A 16,191-nucleotide genomic window follows, 5' to 3' on the forward strand; every position below is an offset into this window, starting at 1 on the left:
TTGAGTAATGAGTACCAGCGCGAAGCCCTGACTTGCTGGTCGGCAACCCTCTCTCCGGCGGGGTGCCTCAGGTGACTACTCGGCGTATCGACACTTTCGAACTGCAAGCGTGACTGAGGAGCACCAATGCCTGAACCCACCGAAGAAAAACTCTCCTACCGTCTCGTCACGGGCCCTGACACCAAGGAATTCTGCGAGCGGATTTCCACCGCCCTCGCAGAGGGATATGTGTTGCACGGCAGTCCGGCCGCGACCTTCAACGGCACCGACGTGATCGTGGCCCAGGCTGTCGTCCTGCCCGCGGCGATCGCGAGCGCGGATGCCGCAGTTGCCAATGCAGTAGACCAGCTTGATGAAGAGTTCGACGGCGAGGGCCACGCATGAGCTATGCAGGCGACCTCAGCCCGCACGACGCCTGGGCCAAGCTGGAACAAGGCGCCATCCTGGTGGACGTCCGAACGGAAGGCGAGTGGGCACACATCGGGATCCCGGACACCAAAGCCACCGAGAACGATCCCTTGTTCATCCAGTGGAACCTGGCCGGCGGGATCCCCAACTCACGCTTCATCGACGATCTGAAGCAGCAGGCTCCCGAAGCGGACGGCACCGAATTGGTCTTCCTCTGCCGCTCCGGCCAGCGTTCCATCGCCGCTGCGATCGCCGCAACGCAGGCCGGCTACACCGCCTACAACGTCCTTGAGGGCTTTGAGGGCGAACCGGACCGCTACGGCGAGCGAACCGTGAACGGCTGGAAAAACCGCGGACTTCCAACGAACCTGGGGAACATCTAAGTGACTTTCAATCCTGACGCCGCCGGCTGGAGCCCTGACACCCAGGCAGTCCGCGGCGGCCTTGACCGCACCAACTTCCAGGAAACGTCCGAGGCCGTCTTCCTGAACTCCGGCTTCGTCTACGAATCCGCCGCAGCCGCAGAGCGCGCGTTCACGGGCGAGGACGAGCGCTTCGTCTACTCCCGCTACGGCAACCCCTCCGTTGCCACCTTCCAGGAGCGCCTCCGCCTGCTCGAAGGCACCGAAGCGTGCTTCGCGACGGCGTCGGGCATGTCCGCAGTCTTCACCGCCCTCGGTGCGTTGCTGGCTGCCGGTGACCGCGTGGTTGCCGCCCGCTCGCTCTTCGGTTCCTGCTTCGTCATCCTCAACGAGATCCTGCCGCGCTGGGGTGTCGAGACCGTCTTCGTCGACGGGCCTGACCTGGACCAGTGGCGTGCTGCCCTGTCCGAGCCGACAACCGCAGTGTTCTTCGAGTCGCCGTCGAACCCCATGCAGGAAATCGTGGACATCGCCGCGGTGAGCGAGCTGGCCCACGCAGCCGGCGCTACCGTCGTCGTCGACAACGTCTTCGCCACCCCCTTGCTGCAGCGCTGCGGCGAGCTCGGCGCAGACGTGATTGTCTACTCGGGCACCAAGCACATCGACGGCCAGGGCCGGGTCCTTGGCGGAGCAATCCTGGGCACCAAGGAATTCATCGACGGTCCCGTCAAGCAGCTCATGCGGCACACCGGGCCGTCGCTTTCCGCGTTCAACGCCTGGGTCCTGACCAAGGGCCTGGAGACGATGGCGCTGCGCGTCAATCACTCCTCGGCATCTGCGTTGCGGATCGCCGAATGGCTTGAGGAACAGCCGGCCATCAGCTGGGTCAAGTACCCGCTCCTGAAGTCGCACCCGCAGTTCGAGCTCGCCGCGAAGCAAATGAAGGCCGGCGGAACCGTGCTCACCTTCGAGCTGCTCCCCTCTGCCGGGCGATCGGCGAAAGAGGCCGCCTTCGCGCTGCTGGACGGGCTCGCCGTCATCGACATCTCGAACAACCTGGGCGATTCGAAGTCCCTTATTACCCACCCCGCCACCACCACGCACCGCGCCATGGGTCCGGAAGGCCGCGCGGCCATTGGCCTGAGCGACGGCGTCGTGCGGCTTTCGGTGGGGCTGGAGGATGTGGACGACCTCATCGGGGACCTGGAGCGGGCCCTCAAGCAGGTCTAGCCGGGCGCCGGGTTAGCCCGGCGCTTCGCGCCAGTCCTGGCGCACCCAAGTGAGGACGGGTTGCGGCTTGGTGTCGCTCTCGTCCCGCTCTGAGCGCATCGTGATCTGAACAGCGTGCTCGACGACGGCGGCCAGCCCGGCGGCGTCGGGCGCGCCCCCGTTGCTCTCGCTCCAGCGCTCAGCGACACCACGCTGTTCGATGGCGCCGTTGCCACGGCCCAGGATCGCTGCCACTCCGGTTTGGACCAGGTCGAATTCACCCTGCTCGGCCAGCACAGGTTCCAGATACTCCACCAACGACCAGACGACGTCCGCGGCGGGCTCCGGGCGGAACGTTCCGAAGTCCAGCAGCTCGGTGCGCAGTCCAAAGTTGCTTGCCTGCCAGGACGCCATCCGCAAAAGCGCCGTGGGTACGGCCGCCGGCTCTATTCCAGCATGGTACTCACGGACAGAAGTCTCGACCAAGGCCCTGACGAGCACTGCGAGGAGCGCCGCATCCTCGGCCCGTAGGCAGACATCGGCCACCCGGACCTCCACTGTGGGAACGTGCCGGGAGAGCCTGGCGTCGAAGTAAACCATCCCCTCGTCGAGCAACACTCCCGTTTCGATGAGCCTCCTGACAACCCTCCGGTAAGCAGCCAAGGAACCGAAGATGGCCGACGGTCCCGACGAAGGCCAGCGGTTCCATGCCTGCGTCCGATAGCTCTCGAAACCCGTGGCCAGCCCCCGCCAGTAGGGAGAATTGGCGCTGATCGCGGTGAAGACGGCGAGCTTGTCCCGGATGCGGTCCAGGACCATCACACCTTCCTCGGGGGACTCGATCGAGGTGTGCACGTGGAATCCGCAGGTGAGCTGTTCGTGTGCGGTGATGCCGAAGCGTTCGAGCATGATGGCGTACCGGGGATCCGGAGTGGTGTGCAACGCGGCGTCCACGGGCGATGTGGCCAACGCGGCGATCCTTGCGCCGTGGCGCCGTGCGGCGTGGCTCGCGAGGCCCCGGGCCCTGCGGATCTGGTGCAAGAGCTCCGCGTAGCTGCGGCATGGCCGGGTCTGGGTTTCGATCTGCTCAAGCTTGAGCTCGTGGCTTAGGCCGGTATCGGGACCGTCGATCTCCTCAAGGGCAGGCCCGATTTCGGGGCTGTCGTTGCCGTCGAGCTCGGGGCCGTCGTGGGGTGGGTCATGGTGGCCGGAGCCATCGTGGCCTTCGGGGCCGTCCTGGGCGGGGCCCGAGAGGAGCGCGTCGGCAAGGGCGAGCGGCTCGCCGGTCACGGGATCGACGATCAGCAATTCCTCTTCCACACCAAAAGTGCGCACGGATCCATTGTGCGCCATGGCGGCCTTGCGGAGACAGATCGGGATTTTGCGGCACGCCCGAATGATTCTGCTGGAAGTCCGAATCGTGCAGAATCCGACGCGCGTCAGTCCTGGAAGTACTCGATCTTGGCACCAATAGTGTTGAGCCGCTCGGCCAGGTCCTCGTATCCGCGCTCAATCACATAGATGTTGCGCAACTCGGACGTGCCGCGGGCCGCCAGCATGGCCAACAGCAGGCAAGCTGCGGGTCGGAGTGCCGGGGGGCATCCGACTTCCGCGCCGCGCCATTTGGTCGGACCATTGACATAGATGCGGTGCGGATCGAGCAGTTGAACCTGGGCACCGAGCTTGTTGAGCTCGGTCAAGTAGATCGCACGGTTCTCGTAGACCCAGTCGTGGATCATGGTCTGTCCCTCGGCATTGCCTGCGATGACCGCGAAGAACGGCAAGTTGTCGATGTTCAGCCCTGGGAACGGCATCGGATGGATCTTGTCCTCAGGCGCACGCAAGCGTGATGGCTTGGTGGTGACATCCACCAAGCGAGTCCGTCCGTTGCGCGCAAAGTATTCGCCGGAGATGTCGAGCTGCTGGCCCATCTGCTCAAGCGTGGCAAGTTCAATCTCCATGAACTCGATGGGGACCCGGCAGATGGTGACCTCCGAGTTGGTCACGATGCCCGCGGTGATCAGGCTCATGGCTTCGATCGGGTCTTCCGAAGGGAAGTATTCAATGTCGACGTCGATCGCCGGGCGGCCCGTGATCTTCAGGGTGGTTGTCCCGATGCCGTCGATCACCACGCCGAGCCTCTGCAGGTAGAAACAGAGGTCCTGCACCATGTAATTGGGGCTGGCATTGCGGATCACCGTGGTACCGCTGCGGTGTGCGGCGGCCATGATGGCGTTCTCGGTCACGGTGTCGCCGCGCTCCGTGAGCACGAAGGTGCGGTGGTCGCCGTCGGCAGGTGGGGCCTGTACCGAATAGAAGCCGGCCTTGGCCTCCACCGAGAGCCCGAACTGCCGCAACGCCTGCATGTGCGGTTCCACGGTTCGAGTCCCGAGATCGCAACCGCCGGCGTAGGGCAGTTGATATGAGGCTGCCTCATCGAGGAGGGGGCCGAGCAGCATGATGACGCTGCGGGTGCGGCGTGCGGCCTCCACGTCCATGGAGGCGAGGTCAAGGGTCTCCGGGCGGCGGATGCGCAGATCGTTGCCGTTCAGCCAGGTGCACTCGACACCGATGGAGGTCAAGACCTCGACGATCCGGTTGACTTCTTCGATCCGGGCAAGCCGGCGCAAAGTGGTGGTGCCGCGATTGATGAGGCTCGCGCAGAGCAGGGCGACGCCGGCATTCTTGCTGCTGTTGACGTCCACCGAGCCGGAGAGCGTGCGTCCGCCCTCCACACGCAGGTGGGTCATCTGCCGTTTGCCGACCTTGACGATAGTTCGCCCGAAGATCGACTCAAGGCGCTCGATCATGCGTAGGCTGAGGTTCTGCTTGCCCTGCTCCATACGGGCAATGGCACTTTGGCTGGTACCCAGTTCCGAAGCGAGCTGGCCCTGTGTCCAGCCCTTTTCGCCACGGGCGTCGCGAAGAAGGAGACCTACATGTTCGGCAGTCGGTTGCGTCATGACTAATAAATATCACGGATGGTCTACGGACTGGAGGTTTTGTGACACAACACGCCGATTATGCTGGAGAATAGTCGTCTCGTGCGATATGCGTTGGTCCAAAGCCTGCGTGTTGCGTTTGCTCGCGGCCCGCCCGACAACACCCAAGTAACTCGCAGTAGTTGTCGTTATGAGGCCCCAAAACGACAACAAATGCGAGTCAGTTGGGCTGCTTCAGCCAGACGAAGTGCCACGTCCCTGCCCATTGGGCCGCGAGCACGGCTGCGGCCGCAATGACCAGCCCGCCAGCGAGAACCCAGACGTCCAGGCGGCTGTAGGTGGATTCGCGTGCCCAGGTCCGCCGTCCGCCGCCGAAGCCCCGCGCCTCCATGGTCACGGCCAAGCGGGACGCCCGACGGATCGCCTGGACCAACAGCCCGAAGCTTTGGCCGAGCATGGCCTTGAACCGTTGCGGCGGGCTCCCGCGCGAGCCGACACCCCGCGCGCGCCGTGCCATGCCGATGGTCTGCCATTCCTCCGCCATGAGCCCGACGAGCCGCAGCGCAGCCAAGGTGCCCAAGACAAAACGGTGCGGCAGTTTCGCCTTCTGCGCCAGGGCATCGGCAAGGTCGGTCGGATCGGTGCAGCTCATGAGGAGGATGGCTGGCAGCGCGATGGCCAGGCCACGCAGCATGAAGCCGAGTCCCAGCTGAAGTGAGCCTTCGCTGATAGACCAGATCCCGACGTCGAGCAGTATCCTTCCGCTGTCCGCCGACAGGATCGCGGTGCTCCAACCTCCGAGCGCGGCCGCGATAATCAAGGGCCAGCCGCGCTGCCAGAGCAAGCGCACGGTGAGCCCCGCGAGGGGGAACAACGCCAGTTCGCCGAGGAGCGCGGTCGAGGCTGACACCAAGTCGATGGACAACGCCAAAACCAGGGTGACCAGGAAGACCGACACGAACTTGGCCAGCGGATTCGCGCGTGTCAGGAGGGCATTGTTGCCGCGCAGGGTCAGTGCGTCCCTCATGCCGCACCCGCTTCCTGCCGGGCGCCGCCTTGGAATGCAGGCTCGAGCCGCATCTCGGCGCCGCCAAGGACGGAGCTGAATTCCTGGTCGTGGGTCACGGAAACCACGGATGTGCCGGCGTCGAGCAGTTCAGACAGGAACGACGCAAGCTCAGCCCACGTGTTGGCGTCCTGGCCAAAAGTGGGTTCGTCCAGCACCAGGACGCGGGGGTGCGCGGCGAGCACCGTGGCCACCGACAGCCGTCGCTTTTCGCCACCGGAGAGCGTGTACGGGTTGGCGTCCACGAGATGCCCCAAGCGCAGCCGCTCCAGCAACTCGTCCACGCGCTCCTCGCCATGGCCAAGATGCTTGGGGCCGAACATCAGCTCGTCGAGCACCCGGCCGGTGACGAACTGGTGCTCGGGCTCCTGGAACACGGTCCCGATGCGGGAGATCAGCTGCTGGGCCTTCCACTTCAACGGGTCAGTGCCGGCACCGTCGCTGAGCCCGACGGCGGCTGTCACCGCCCCGGACACCGGCGCCAACAGCCCCGCGAGAGTCAAAGCGAAGGTCGATTTTCCCGCGCCGTTGGGGCCAGTGATGGTCAGCGCTCGCCCGGCGAACACTTCGGCGTTGAGTCCGGCCTGCACGGGAAGGGGCGGGATGGTTTTGAACCCCCGGCGCCGTGACCGCTCGCGGGACACCGCGAGCTCCTGGGTGGCGAGCAGTAGCTCTCCCCCGCTCCTCGCCGCGGAGCTCCGCGCCCCGTTCCCCGCCCCGGAGCCGGCCGCCGTTCCGGCGCCTGTTCCCGAACGTGGCCGGGTGGCCGGCACGTACCCGGGCACCCAAACGCCCGCAGCAGTGAGCATGTCCCTTGCTTGCGCCAGAACGGTGTCCGGATCGCCGTCCAGGAGCACCGCCGGCGTCGAGACTCCCGTGGAGGAGGAACTGCCCGGCTGGAGCACCACGATCCGGTCCACAAGGTCTTTCCAGACCGAAACCCGGTGTTCCACCACCACCAAAGTGGCGCCGGTCTTGTCGAGGCAGCGGCCCACGGCATCGCGGACCTCCAACACTCCGGCGGGGTCCAGGTTGGCGGTCGGTTCGTCCAGGAGGATCAAGCCGGGCCGCATCGCGAGGATGCCGGCCAGCGCAAGGCGTTGTTTCTGCCCGCCCGAGAGGGCCGACGTCGGGTGGTCGAGCGCAAAGTTGCCGCTCGCACTGCCACCGGCACTACGCCGCAGCCCGACGTCGTCGAGCGCTTCATGGACCCGCTTCCAGATTTCTTCCCGCGGCACGCAAAGGTTTTCGGCGCCGAACGCGACGTCGTCGCCCAGCCGGGAAAGCACCACCTGGGTTTCGGGGTCCTGTTGCATGAGTCCGGCACGGCCCCGCTGGGCCTTCGGCGAAACACCATCCACGAGCAACGAACCGGTCTCGTCGGCGTCGTCGCCTTCCTCGCCCAACACGCCAGCCAGGGCATGCAGGAGGGTCGACTTGCCTGCGCCCGAGGGGCCAAGCAGCAGAACACGCTCGCCGGGACGGATGTCCAGGTCGAGGGCGTGGATGGCCTGCGTGGTGCGGCCGGCGTGCCGCCAGCCCCAGCCTTGCGCGGAAATGGCGGCGGGTCGCACCACGGCAGAGGTGCCGGAATCAGGACTGGGCATCAGGAAAAGACGGGCTCCGAAGCGGCCTTGCGGGACGCGAACGCGCTCAGCACACCGGTCTTGGCCAGGCCGCGGGTCGCGATCCAGGACAGGGCACCGGCAATGACGGCCCCGGAGACCGTGCAGAACACGATGTACGCGAGCTTGTCGACCGGTTCGTAGGCGATGTTCCAGCCCCACGGCAGGAAGGAGTCGTTCAGACCGCAGAACAGGCCCGCACCGGCACCGGCCAGCAGGGACACCGGCAGGTTGAACTTCTTGTACATGAAGGCCAGGAAGATGAGTTCCGCACCGAGGCCCTGGAGCAGGCCCGAGATCAGCACCGTGGTGCCGTACTGCGAACCCATGATGAGCTCACTCGTGGCGGCCACTGTTTCGCAGAAAATTGCCGCACCGGGCTTGCGGACGATGAGCATGCCCAAGACTGCCGGAATCATCCAGCCGCCGGCGATCAGGCCGCTCAGGGGCGGGTAGCCGGCGGACATAGGCGTGGCGACCAGAGCCATCTGGTCCCATGCCCAGAAGATCACGCCACCGGCGATCGAGATCAGTGCCGCCACGACAATGTCCACGACGCGCCAGTTGTAACCAGGCTTGGTGAGGCCCGGCCTTGCAGAAATACCAGTCATTTTGTCCTCCTGAGGAACAGGAGGGGAAAGTGTTCCCCGGTTGCCTGCGAGCGGCCTCCGCCGCGCCGGTTCCGGACACTATGAGAACTCGACTCCCTTGCGCCGGTACTAGCCGGATCAGGTTCGAGGGTCTGCGGCTGTCCGCACTCTCAGCGCCCGTCCTCCGTGCCGCATTGCTGCGAGCCCGACGGCGGCGCTCCCCTGTCGTTATCAATCCACCCTTTTGGGCGTGGTTCAGTTTACACCTTGGAGGGGTTGCGGGCGCGGCGGCAAAAAGCGTTCCGACGGATTCCCCTGGATCATTTGCCGGGCGAGCGCAGTCCGGCCCGGAATGGCGCGGGCGGCCACAGAAACTGGGAGAATGATCCAGCAGAATGTGACACAGCAAGCGGGCAAAGGAGCGGTCTTGGCAGGCATGGGCGAAGCGAACAGCACCACAGTGGCCGAACCGAGGCTCGCCGCGAGCGTGATCCTGCTCCGGGATGCCGCAGTTCCTGGGCGCTCTGGAGACGCGGCGCAGGCTTTGGAGGTGTTCGTCCAGCACCGGGTGTCCACGATGGATTTCGCTGCCGGAATGGTCGTCTTCCCGGGCGGACGAGTGGACCAGGCGGACAGCTCCGGCTGGGACTTCACGGACGACGTCGTCGAGCGCCACGCCGCCGCATGGCACCGGAGCAGCATCGCCGTCGAGCCTTCCTCCGCCCGGTTCAACGCGGGCCGGGTACTGGCGGCCGCGCAGCGTGAGGTGTTCGAAGAGGCCGGGCTGAAGCTCGACGCCGCCACCCTCCGCCCATGGGCCAACTGGGTCACTCCGCCGGACCAGCCCAAGCGCTTCGACACGTACTTCTACCTTGCTTGCCCGGTTTCCGGAGCCGAGCCAAGGCACCAGACCACGGAAGCGTCATCGTCCTTGTGGATGCCGGTCCGCGGAATCCTGGATGCCGAAGCCGCCGGAACGCTCAAGCTCATGCCACCCACGCTGGCGCTACTGGATGAGCTCCTCGCCCTCGGCACGGTGGAAGCGGTGCTGGCCGAAGACCGTGACATTGTTCCCGTGCGTCCAAAGCCGGGAGCCTTGCAGGAGTTCTTCCGGCTGAGGCGCCAAGCCCCATCCGTTGCTCCGGAACTGCCCTGAAGTGGGGTTAGGCTGGGGACGGTCCTGTTTCCACCCGCAAGGAGTCCCGGAATGAACCTCCTCATCAAACTGCTCGGCACCGGCGTGAGCATCGGCGCAGGCTTTGTCGGCACCAAGCTCGTCAACGCGCTGTGGGAAAAAACCACGGGCAACAAGCCGCCCAAGGGACACGACGACATGGAGACGAGCCTCCGCTCAGCGCTGACCTTCGCCCTGATTTCGGCAACTGTCAGTGCCGTCATCCAGGTTCTCGCCGGCCGGAGCACCCAGCGCGCCATCTCCCGCTTCTCGAAGACGCAGGACATCGTCTAGGCTGACGGCCCGCCGTTGACGCCGTTAGGACCTGCGCTCCCGCCGTTGCGGGCGTTCCCAGCGTGGGGCATTGCCGAGCCCGCTTCTTGAGCTTTCTCCGCCGCCCGTTGACCGGCAGCCCGCAGCACCACGGCCTCGAGTTCGTCTGTGCTGAGAAGCTCGGGGTGGAGGTGCTTGGTCCGGTACCCTGCCCGGCCCACCATGTGTGCGGACACGGGCACAGTCAGCAGTTGGAAAATCCAAGCGACCGCGAGGACCGGCCAAACCCACCATTCGCGCATCTGCAGCCCCATGGCCGCCAAGACAAGGAACAGCCCCAGCACTTGGGGCTTGGTAGCTGCATGCATGCGGCTCATGAGGTCCGGGAACCGCAACAGTCCAATTGCCGCGCCCAATGACATCAGGGCACCAACAATCAGCAGTACCGCGGTGACGGCATCGATGACGGCGTCCGCTCCGGTGGCGTTAGGAGTCATTGACTTGTCCCCTCCGGTCGGCCACGAAGCGGGCCACCGTCACCGATCCGATGAACCCGATCAGCGTCAGCGCGACGAGCAGCACGAGGTTGTTGAGGTGCCTGTTGACGGCCATGTCGATGGCCAGCGCGGCACCCAGTATGGCGAGCAGCACGTCTGAGGCGAGCACCCGGTCCAGCAATGAAGGCCCGACGGCGATCCTGTAGATCGCGCCTGCCGCCGCGAGGCTAAGAATCACCGCCGTGACGATCAGCACGATGTCTTTCATGAGCCGGCTCCCCTCGTTGCAGGCCAGCCTTCGGCCTGGAGTGCGTCCAATTCCGTGCGGGTACCCATGATCCGGATCAACGAGGCCTCCGTGTCCTGCACTTCCTTGCGCAGCTTGGCGGTGTCCACATCGTTGCGGACATTGAGCCCGTGGATATAGAGCGTGGACGTCGAGCGGTCCACCTCCACCACCAGGGAACCCGGAATCAGCGAAATCACGTGCCCTGTTGCGGTCACCATGAGGTCGGAGTGGCTACGCAGGGGAACCGCGACGACGGCGTTGGTTACCGAGGGGCCCCGGAAGGCCGCCAAGTACATGACCTGGAAACTCGCGGCCACCACTTTGCCAAGGAACACGACGGCGAAAGGAATGGCCCGCAGCACGTTGAATCGTCCGCTGAGCTCCACTGGAGGCAAGTAGAAGACCCTGGCTACCACCACCGCGATCAGCGCACCGAACACCAGGTTGCCGGGGCTGAAGTCCCGCCAAAGCGCACCCCAAACGACCACCAGCCAGACCAGCAGGGGCAACTCGGTGCGGAACGAAATCCGCTTGCGGCTCACTTGCCACCTCCCTGCGGTACGGCCCCGGTGGGTGCGTCACCCTGCGGTGCCGCGATTCCTGGAACTTTGGCATTCCCGCCGAGCACGGAATGGATGTACGCGGTACGGTCCAGCATCTGTTCCGCGGAGTTTCCGGCCAATTGGAACAGCGGACCGGCGAAGACTGTCAGCGCCACGCCAAAGACCACGAGCGCGGCGGTTGGCCCCACCATGGTCCGCGGAAGCAGCCCGACGGCCGCCGTGTCTTTCAGGACGGCGGCAGGGTAATCCGCATCCTCCGGTTTCCGCCAGAAGGCGCGGTTCCAGACGCGCGCAATTGCCAGCAACGTCAAGAGACTCGTGACCACGCCGCCCACCACCAAGGTAATGGCCAGTGGCGTCCCCAGGGCAATGCCTGCCTGGAGGAGTCCGAGCTTCCCCAAGAACCCGGAGAAGGGCGGGATTCCTGCGAGGTTCATGGCCGGAATGAAGAACAAGAGCGCGAGGAGCGGAGACAGCTTTGCGAGCCCACCGAGCCTGTCCACGGAGGAGCTCCCACCGCGGCGCTCAATCAAGCCAGTCACCAGGAACAAGCTCGTTTGGACCGTGATGTGGTGGGCCACGTAGAAGACGGCGGCAGCAAGCCCGGCAACGGAAGACATGGCCAGCCCAAACACCATGTAGCCGATGTGGCTGACCAGGGTGAAGGAGAGTAATCGTTTGATGTCGCTCTGGGCTATGGCACCGAGAATGCCCACCAACATGGTGAGGAGTGCAACCACCATCAACGGGGTATTCAAAGTATCGCCCGGGAAGAGGAGGGTCTCCGTCCGGACCATGGCGTAGACACCCACTTTGGTGAGCAAGCCGGCGAACACGGCTGTGACCGGTGCTGGCGCCGTCGGATACGAGTCCGGCAGCCAAAAGGACAGCGGGAACACGGCGGCTTTGATGCCGAATGCCACGAGCAGCATGACGTGAAGCAGGTTCCTGGTGCCCGGATCCAGTTCGGCCAACTTGATGGCGAGATCCGCCATGGTGATGGTCCCGGTGGCCCCGTAGATCATCGCGATGGCGATAAGGAACAACACCGAGGACACGACGGAAACCACCACGTACGTGACCCCGGCGCGGATGCGCGGACCGGTGCCGCCCAAGGTCATGAGCACGTAGCTCGCCGTCAGCAAGATCTCGAAGCCGACGTACAGGTTGAAGAGGTCACCGGTGAGGAAGGCATTGGAGACGCCGGCCACCAGGATCAGGTAGGTCGGGTGGAAGATCGAGACCGGTGCCTCGCGGTCGCCGTCGGCCATGCCTTGGCCGGTGGCATAGACGAGCACGGCGAGGCTGATGACGGAGGAGACCACCAACATGAGCGAGGAGAACTGGTCTACCACCATCACCACGCCAAACGGCGGCTGCCAGCCGCCCAGAGTGACGGACGCGGTGCCTGTAGTCCATACCGAGGCAAGGAGCCAGCATTCCAGGAGCAAGGTAAGGGACAACAAAGCGATGCTGACCGCGCGTTGGGCCAGCGGGTTCCTGTTCAGGGCGAATGTCAGTGCGGCACCGAGGATGGGAAGTACGACGGCGAGCGGCGCCAGGCTGGCGATGTTCACAGGGGGCCTCCTTCCTTGGCAGCTTCGGTGACTGCCGTGACCGGGAATTCGGATGTTTCCTCGGGAACCACCGAGTCGTCTTCGGCGTCAAAGCTGGGTGTCTTCGCGACGCGCCGGTCTTCGGCATCGTCCTGGATATCGTCCTGGCGTGCCAACGCCCAGGTCCGGTAGATGATGCCAAGCATGAATGCCGTCACCGCGAAGGAAATCACGATCGACGTCAGGATCAACGCTTGCGGCAAAGGATCGTTGTAGTCGCGCGGATCCGTCGATTTGTTGAACAGCGGGGCAAGTCCGGCATAGCCACCCGTCGCGAGGATCAAAAGGTTGGTGGCGTTGGCCAGGAGCATGAGCCCCAGGAGGACGCGGGTCAGGCTGCGTTCCAGGATCAAATAGATACCACAGGCGTAGAGCACTCCCATGACGATCAACAAGGTCAAGTTGACGCTCATGGGGTCCCTTTCCCGGGCGAGGTGGTTGCCGACGTTGCAGTGCTTGCCGCCGTCGCAGTAGCCGCACGGGCTTCCGGCCGGGCGTCCCCTGAACCCCCCGCGTCTCCGCTGGCGGTCTCTTCGAAGTGTTCGTCGATCTCGGCACCCAAGCTCCGCAGCACGTCCAGGGCAAGGCCTACGACAACGAGGTACACGCCGATGTCGAAGATCGTGGAGGTCACGAACTTGATGTCACCGAATAGCGGCAGCCAGAACTCGATGATGGCACTTTGGAACACTTGACCGCCCAGAAGCAACGGCACGAAGCCCGCCGCGGCCGCCGTCGCAAGCCCCGTTCCCAGCAGCATGCCGGCGCTGATCGGTGCGGCTTCCCGCAGCTCGAACCGTCCGCCGGCCAAGTATCGGATGGTCAGGGCGAGCCCGGCAGTGAGTCCGCCGGCGAAGCCGCCTCCCGGAAGATTGTGTCCCGCCAGCAGCAGGTACACGGAGAAAACGATCATCGAGTGGAAAATCAGCCGCGTGACCACCTCGAAGATGATGGAACGCCGTTCGGGTGCCAGGGTTCGGCCGGCCACGAGCCAGGGGTCTGTCAGGCTGCCCGCGAACTTGCGGACGAGTGCCAGCGAGGCGTCGTCGCGCGAACTGCCCCCGGCGGCGGCGCGCCTTCCCACAGTGCCCTCGGGAATCGTGGAGGCCTTGTTGAGGCGCTCCCCCCTGCTTCGGACAAAGATCAAGCTCGCGACGCCGGTAGCGGCGATTGCCAGCACCGAGATCTCACCGAACGTGTCCCACGCCCGGATGTCCACCAAAGTCACGTTGACCACATTGAGTCCCCCGCCGCCCTCGTAGGCCAGCCGGGGGAAGGAGAGCGACACAGGCTCGGCGATGCGTGCGCCCATCGCGTAGATCGCCACGAAGATCATGGTGACCGCGAACGCCACGCCGATAATGACGCGAACCACCCGGTATTTGCCGCCGGTGCGGTCCCGGAGCTCCGGAGGGAGGCTTCGCATCGCCAGCACGAAGGCCACCAGGATGATGGTCTCCACCAGCATTTGCGTCAAGGCGAGGTCCGGTGCTCCCTGCAACGCGAACATGAGCGCGATGCCGTAGCCGGTGACGGACACCATCAGCACGGCGAGGAAGCGCTTATTGGCGCGAACTGCGGCCAGCGCGCCAACAACGATTCCTGCCGCGGCGATGAGCTGAAGCGGCGAATTCGGGTCGATCAGGAAGAGACCGCCCGGGAGCGGCTTGTTGGCCACGATAAGTGCCGTGAGCGGGACGGCGAAAGCCACCGTGAGAATGACCGCCAGGTAGAAGTAGAGGGAACCGCGCTGCGTGCGCCCGGTGACCCACACGGCGACGTCGTCCAAGGCCCCGATGGTGCGCTGGTAGGCACGATCGCCATCCACCCAGTCCGGGACACGGCCCTGCGCCCGGGACACGAGGTTACGGGCGTAGAACATCACGACGCCGGCCGCGAACGTCAGGGCGGTCAGTCCCAAGGCGGGCGTCAGTCCGTGCCACAGCGCGAGGTGGCTGGCGCTGGCTGCGTTTGTTGCGGTTGCGCTTGTTCCGGCAGCGGGTTCCACAAAAAGCGCCGCATACGGCTGGATCCAACCGTCAACGGGATCCGGCCACAGACCGTACACGATGGTGAGGAAGCTCAGGATGGCCGGCGCCGCCAGGAACGATGGCTGGATGGCTTTGAACGGAGTCCGGTCCACGCCCGGTTTGGTGGCGAACGCACCCCACATGAAGCGGGCGCTGTAAGCGAACGTGAGGATGGACCCCAGCACCAAGCCGACTAGCAGGACCAGCCCCCACGGTTGCGAATCAGGGCCAGTACCGGAGTGATCAGTGCCGTAGTGGACGAACGTTTCCAACACGGATTCCTTGGCCACGAAACCCGCCAGCGGAGGTATGCCGGCCATGGACGCGGCGGCGATGCCCGCCACAATGGCGAGCGCCCGCGAGGACTTGTACACACCCGAGAGTTTGCGGATATCGCGCGTGCCGGATTGGTGGTCGATGATGCCCACTACCAGGAACAACGCGGCCTTGAAGAGTCCGTGCGCCAGCAACAGCGCGAGGCCGGCCAGTGCGGCGTCGGGCCGGCCGAGGCCCACCACCATCGTGAGGAAGCCGAGCTGACTGACGGTTCCATAGGCGAGGATGAGTTTGATGTCGGTCTGCCGGAGCGCCCGATAGCCGCCCACCAGCATCGTCGCAAGGCCGAGCCCGAGCACCAGCGGCAACCAGTAGGGGCTCTCGCTGAATCCCGGGGCCAGGCGGGCCACGATGTAGATACCGGCTTTCACCATTGCCGCTGCGTGCAGGTAGGCGCTCACCGGTGTGGGGGCCGCCATGGCGCCCGGGAGCCAGAAGTGGAACGGGACAAGCGCCGATTTGGTAATCGCGCCCACCAGGATGAGTACGACGGCGGCAGCAACAGCCCCCTGGGCCGGTCCCGTGACGAGGGTGGCCGCTTGAGTCATGATCGCCGAAATCCGGTATGTTCCGGCTGCCTGGCCCAGAATGATGAGGCCGACGAGCATGGCCAGGCCGCCAGCGGTGGTGACCATGAGGGCTTGCAAGGCCGAGCGTCGGGCGGCGAGGCGGGTGCGGGCGTAGCCGATCAGGAGGTAGGACAGGACAGTGGTGAGTTCCCAGAAGATGAACATCATCAGGAGGTCGTCCGCCGTCACCAGGCCGAACATTGCACCCGCGAAGGCAAGTAGTTGGGCTCCGAACCCGCCAAGCCCCGCATCCTTGTTCTTGAAGTACCGGGCGCAATAGACCAGGACCAACGCGCCGACACCCAGGACCAGCAAGGACATTACCCACGCCAAAACGTCCATGCGGAAGGCGAATTCAAGCTTGAGGTTGGGAATCCACGGGAGGATTTCTTCGATGAAGGCGCCGCTGGGGTCCCCGCCTTTTCCGGGATAGACCCGGTCATACTGCAGGATCAGCCAGATGAAAGCGATGGTGGGAACCGCCGCGAGGACATAGAAGGCATTCCGCTGAAGTTTCCGGAAGATCCAGGGCGCCACAGTTGCCGCTGCAAAGGTCACGGCAAGAACTGTGATCACTGGAATCTCCGCAAAGTCAGGAATGAATTGTCAAAAGTTGGAGCAGGCGGTCAAACGTTGGGTTCG

General features: G+C 64.9%; 16 protein-coding genes and 2 riboswitches. Of the genes, 5 read left to right on the forward strand and 11 right to left on the reverse strand.

All coding sequences use genetic code 11. The features are described from left to right. Nucleotides 1–3: 3 nt before the first annotated feature. Nucleotides 4–116: riboswitch (SAM riboswitch) on the forward strand. A 10-nt stretch (nucleotides 117–126) separates the two neighbouring features. The 3 genes from AC1DJW_RS10285 to AC1DJW_RS10295 are packed head-to-tail and all read left to right on the forward strand — an operon-like array spanning nucleotide 127 to nucleotide 2,000. Next, nucleotides 127–384 (forward strand): DUF1737 domain-containing protein, encoded by a 258-nt coding sequence (locus AC1DJW_RS10285; RefSeq protein ID WP_269995262.1) that lies wholly within the window; start codon nucleotides 127–129, stop codon nucleotides 382–384. Further along, nucleotides 381–791, forward strand: coding sequence for a rhodanese-like domain-containing protein (locus AC1DJW_RS10290; RefSeq protein ID WP_284752824.1), 411 nt, complete (start codon nucleotides 381–383; stop codon nucleotides 789–791). Before AC1DJW_RS10285 ends, AC1DJW_RS10290 begins: the two co-directional genes overlap by 4 nt. Beyond that, entirely contained in the window at nucleotides 792–2,000 is a 1,209-nt protein-coding gene (locus AC1DJW_RS10295; protein WP_459342025.1) for an O-succinylhomoserine sulfhydrylase, read from the forward strand. It abuts the gene before it with no gap. Nucleotides 2,001–2,012: 12 nt separating this feature from the next. Here AC1DJW_RS10295 and AC1DJW_RS10300 read toward each other — a convergent pair whose 3' ends face one another. The 5 genes from AC1DJW_RS10300 to AC1DJW_RS10320 form a co-directional block, all read right to left on the reverse strand. Then, nucleotides 2,013–3,314, reverse strand: coding sequence for a glutamate--cysteine ligase 2 (locus tag AC1DJW_RS10300; protein WP_476901352.1), 1,302 nt, complete (start codon nucleotides 3,312–3,314; stop codon nucleotides 2,013–2,015). A 104-nt stretch (nucleotides 3,315–3,418) separates the two neighbouring features. Continuing rightward, nucleotides 3,419–4,942 (reverse strand): UDP-N-acetylglucosamine 1-carboxyvinyltransferase, encoded by a 1,524-nt coding sequence (locus AC1DJW_RS10305; protein ID WP_284755216.1) that lies wholly within the window; start codon nucleotides 4,940–4,942, stop codon nucleotides 3,419–3,421. 199 nt (nucleotides 4,943–5,141) lie between these two features. Continuing rightward, nucleotides 5,142–5,948, reverse strand: a complete 807-nt coding sequence (locus AC1DJW_RS10310) for an energy-coupling factor transporter transmembrane component T family protein (RefSeq protein ID WP_476901353.1) — start codon at nucleotides 5,946–5,948, stop codon at nucleotides 5,142–5,144. Then, entirely contained in the window at nucleotides 5,945–7,594 is a 1,650-nt protein-coding gene (locus AC1DJW_RS10315; RefSeq protein WP_476901354.1) for an ABC transporter ATP-binding protein, read from the reverse strand. The genes AC1DJW_RS10310 and AC1DJW_RS10315 overlap by 4 nt, the downstream gene beginning before the upstream one ends. Continuing rightward, entirely contained in the window at nucleotides 7,594–8,223 is a 630-nt protein-coding gene (locus AC1DJW_RS10320) for an ECF transporter S component (RefSeq protein WP_476901355.1), read from the reverse strand. The genes AC1DJW_RS10315 and AC1DJW_RS10320 overlap by 1 nt, the downstream gene beginning before the upstream one ends. A 76-nt stretch (nucleotides 8,224–8,299) precedes the next feature. Beyond that, nucleotides 8,300–8,436, reverse strand: a riboswitch (TPP riboswitch). Between the two features lie 148 nt (nucleotides 8,437–8,584). Here AC1DJW_RS10320 and AC1DJW_RS10325 point away from each other — a divergent pair. Together AC1DJW_RS10325 and AC1DJW_RS10330 are read left to right on the forward strand one after the other, a co-directional pair. Beyond that, entirely contained in the window at nucleotides 8,585–9,358 is a 774-nt protein-coding gene (locus tag AC1DJW_RS10325) for an NUDIX hydrolase (RefSeq protein WP_284755223.1), read from the forward strand. Nucleotides 9,359–9,409: 51 nt separating this feature from the next. Further along, nucleotides 9,410–9,670: a DUF4235 domain-containing protein gene (locus tag AC1DJW_RS10330; protein ID WP_284755224.1), complete on the forward strand. Its 261-nt coding sequence runs from the start codon at nucleotides 9,410–9,412 to the stop codon at nucleotides 9,668–9,670. Here AC1DJW_RS10330 and mnhG read toward each other — a convergent pair. From mnhG to AC1DJW_RS10360, 6 genes are read right to left on the reverse strand one after another with little or no spacing between them, the layout of a single operon-like run. Continuing rightward, on the reverse strand, nucleotides 9,667–10,146 hold the full coding sequence (mnhG, locus tag AC1DJW_RS10335; protein ID WP_390279951.1) for a monovalent cation/H(+) antiporter subunit G: 480 nt from the start codon (nucleotides 10,144–10,146) through the stop codon (nucleotides 9,667–9,669). The genes AC1DJW_RS10330 and mnhG overlap by 4 nt on opposite strands. Continuing rightward, nucleotides 10,136–10,414, reverse strand: a complete 279-nt coding sequence (locus tag AC1DJW_RS10340; protein ID WP_059389843.1) for an MrpF/PhaF family protein — start codon at nucleotides 10,412–10,414, stop codon at nucleotides 10,136–10,138. Before AC1DJW_RS10340 ends, mnhG begins: the two co-directional genes overlap by 11 nt. Next, the gene (locus AC1DJW_RS10345) at nucleotides 10,411–10,977 is read right to left on the reverse strand and encodes a Na+/H+ antiporter subunit E (RefSeq protein WP_390279948.1); all 567 of its coding nucleotides are present in this window, start codon (nucleotides 10,975–10,977) and stop codon (nucleotides 10,411–10,413) included. Before AC1DJW_RS10345 ends, AC1DJW_RS10340 begins: the two co-directional genes overlap by 4 nt. Further along, nucleotides 10,974–12,575, reverse strand: a complete 1,602-nt coding sequence (locus AC1DJW_RS10350) for a Na+/H+ antiporter subunit D (protein WP_284755228.1) — start codon at nucleotides 12,573–12,575, stop codon at nucleotides 10,974–10,976. Before AC1DJW_RS10350 ends, AC1DJW_RS10345 begins: the two co-directional genes overlap by 4 nt. Continuing rightward, a complete protein-coding gene (locus AC1DJW_RS10355; RefSeq protein ID WP_059389840.1) occupies nucleotides 12,572–13,027 on the reverse strand; it encodes a Na(+)/H(+) antiporter subunit C in 456 nt (151 codons plus the stop codon). Before AC1DJW_RS10355 ends, AC1DJW_RS10350 begins: the two co-directional genes overlap by 4 nt. Further along, nucleotides 13,024–16,125, reverse strand: a complete 3,102-nt coding sequence (locus tag AC1DJW_RS10360) for a Na+/H+ antiporter subunit A (protein WP_476901356.1) — start codon at nucleotides 16,123–16,125, stop codon at nucleotides 13,024–13,026. Before AC1DJW_RS10360 ends, AC1DJW_RS10355 begins: the two co-directional genes overlap by 4 nt. Nucleotides 16,126–16,191: the final 66 nt, after the last annotated feature.

Source organism: Arthrobacter sp. 05L417, from assembly GCF_056397865.1.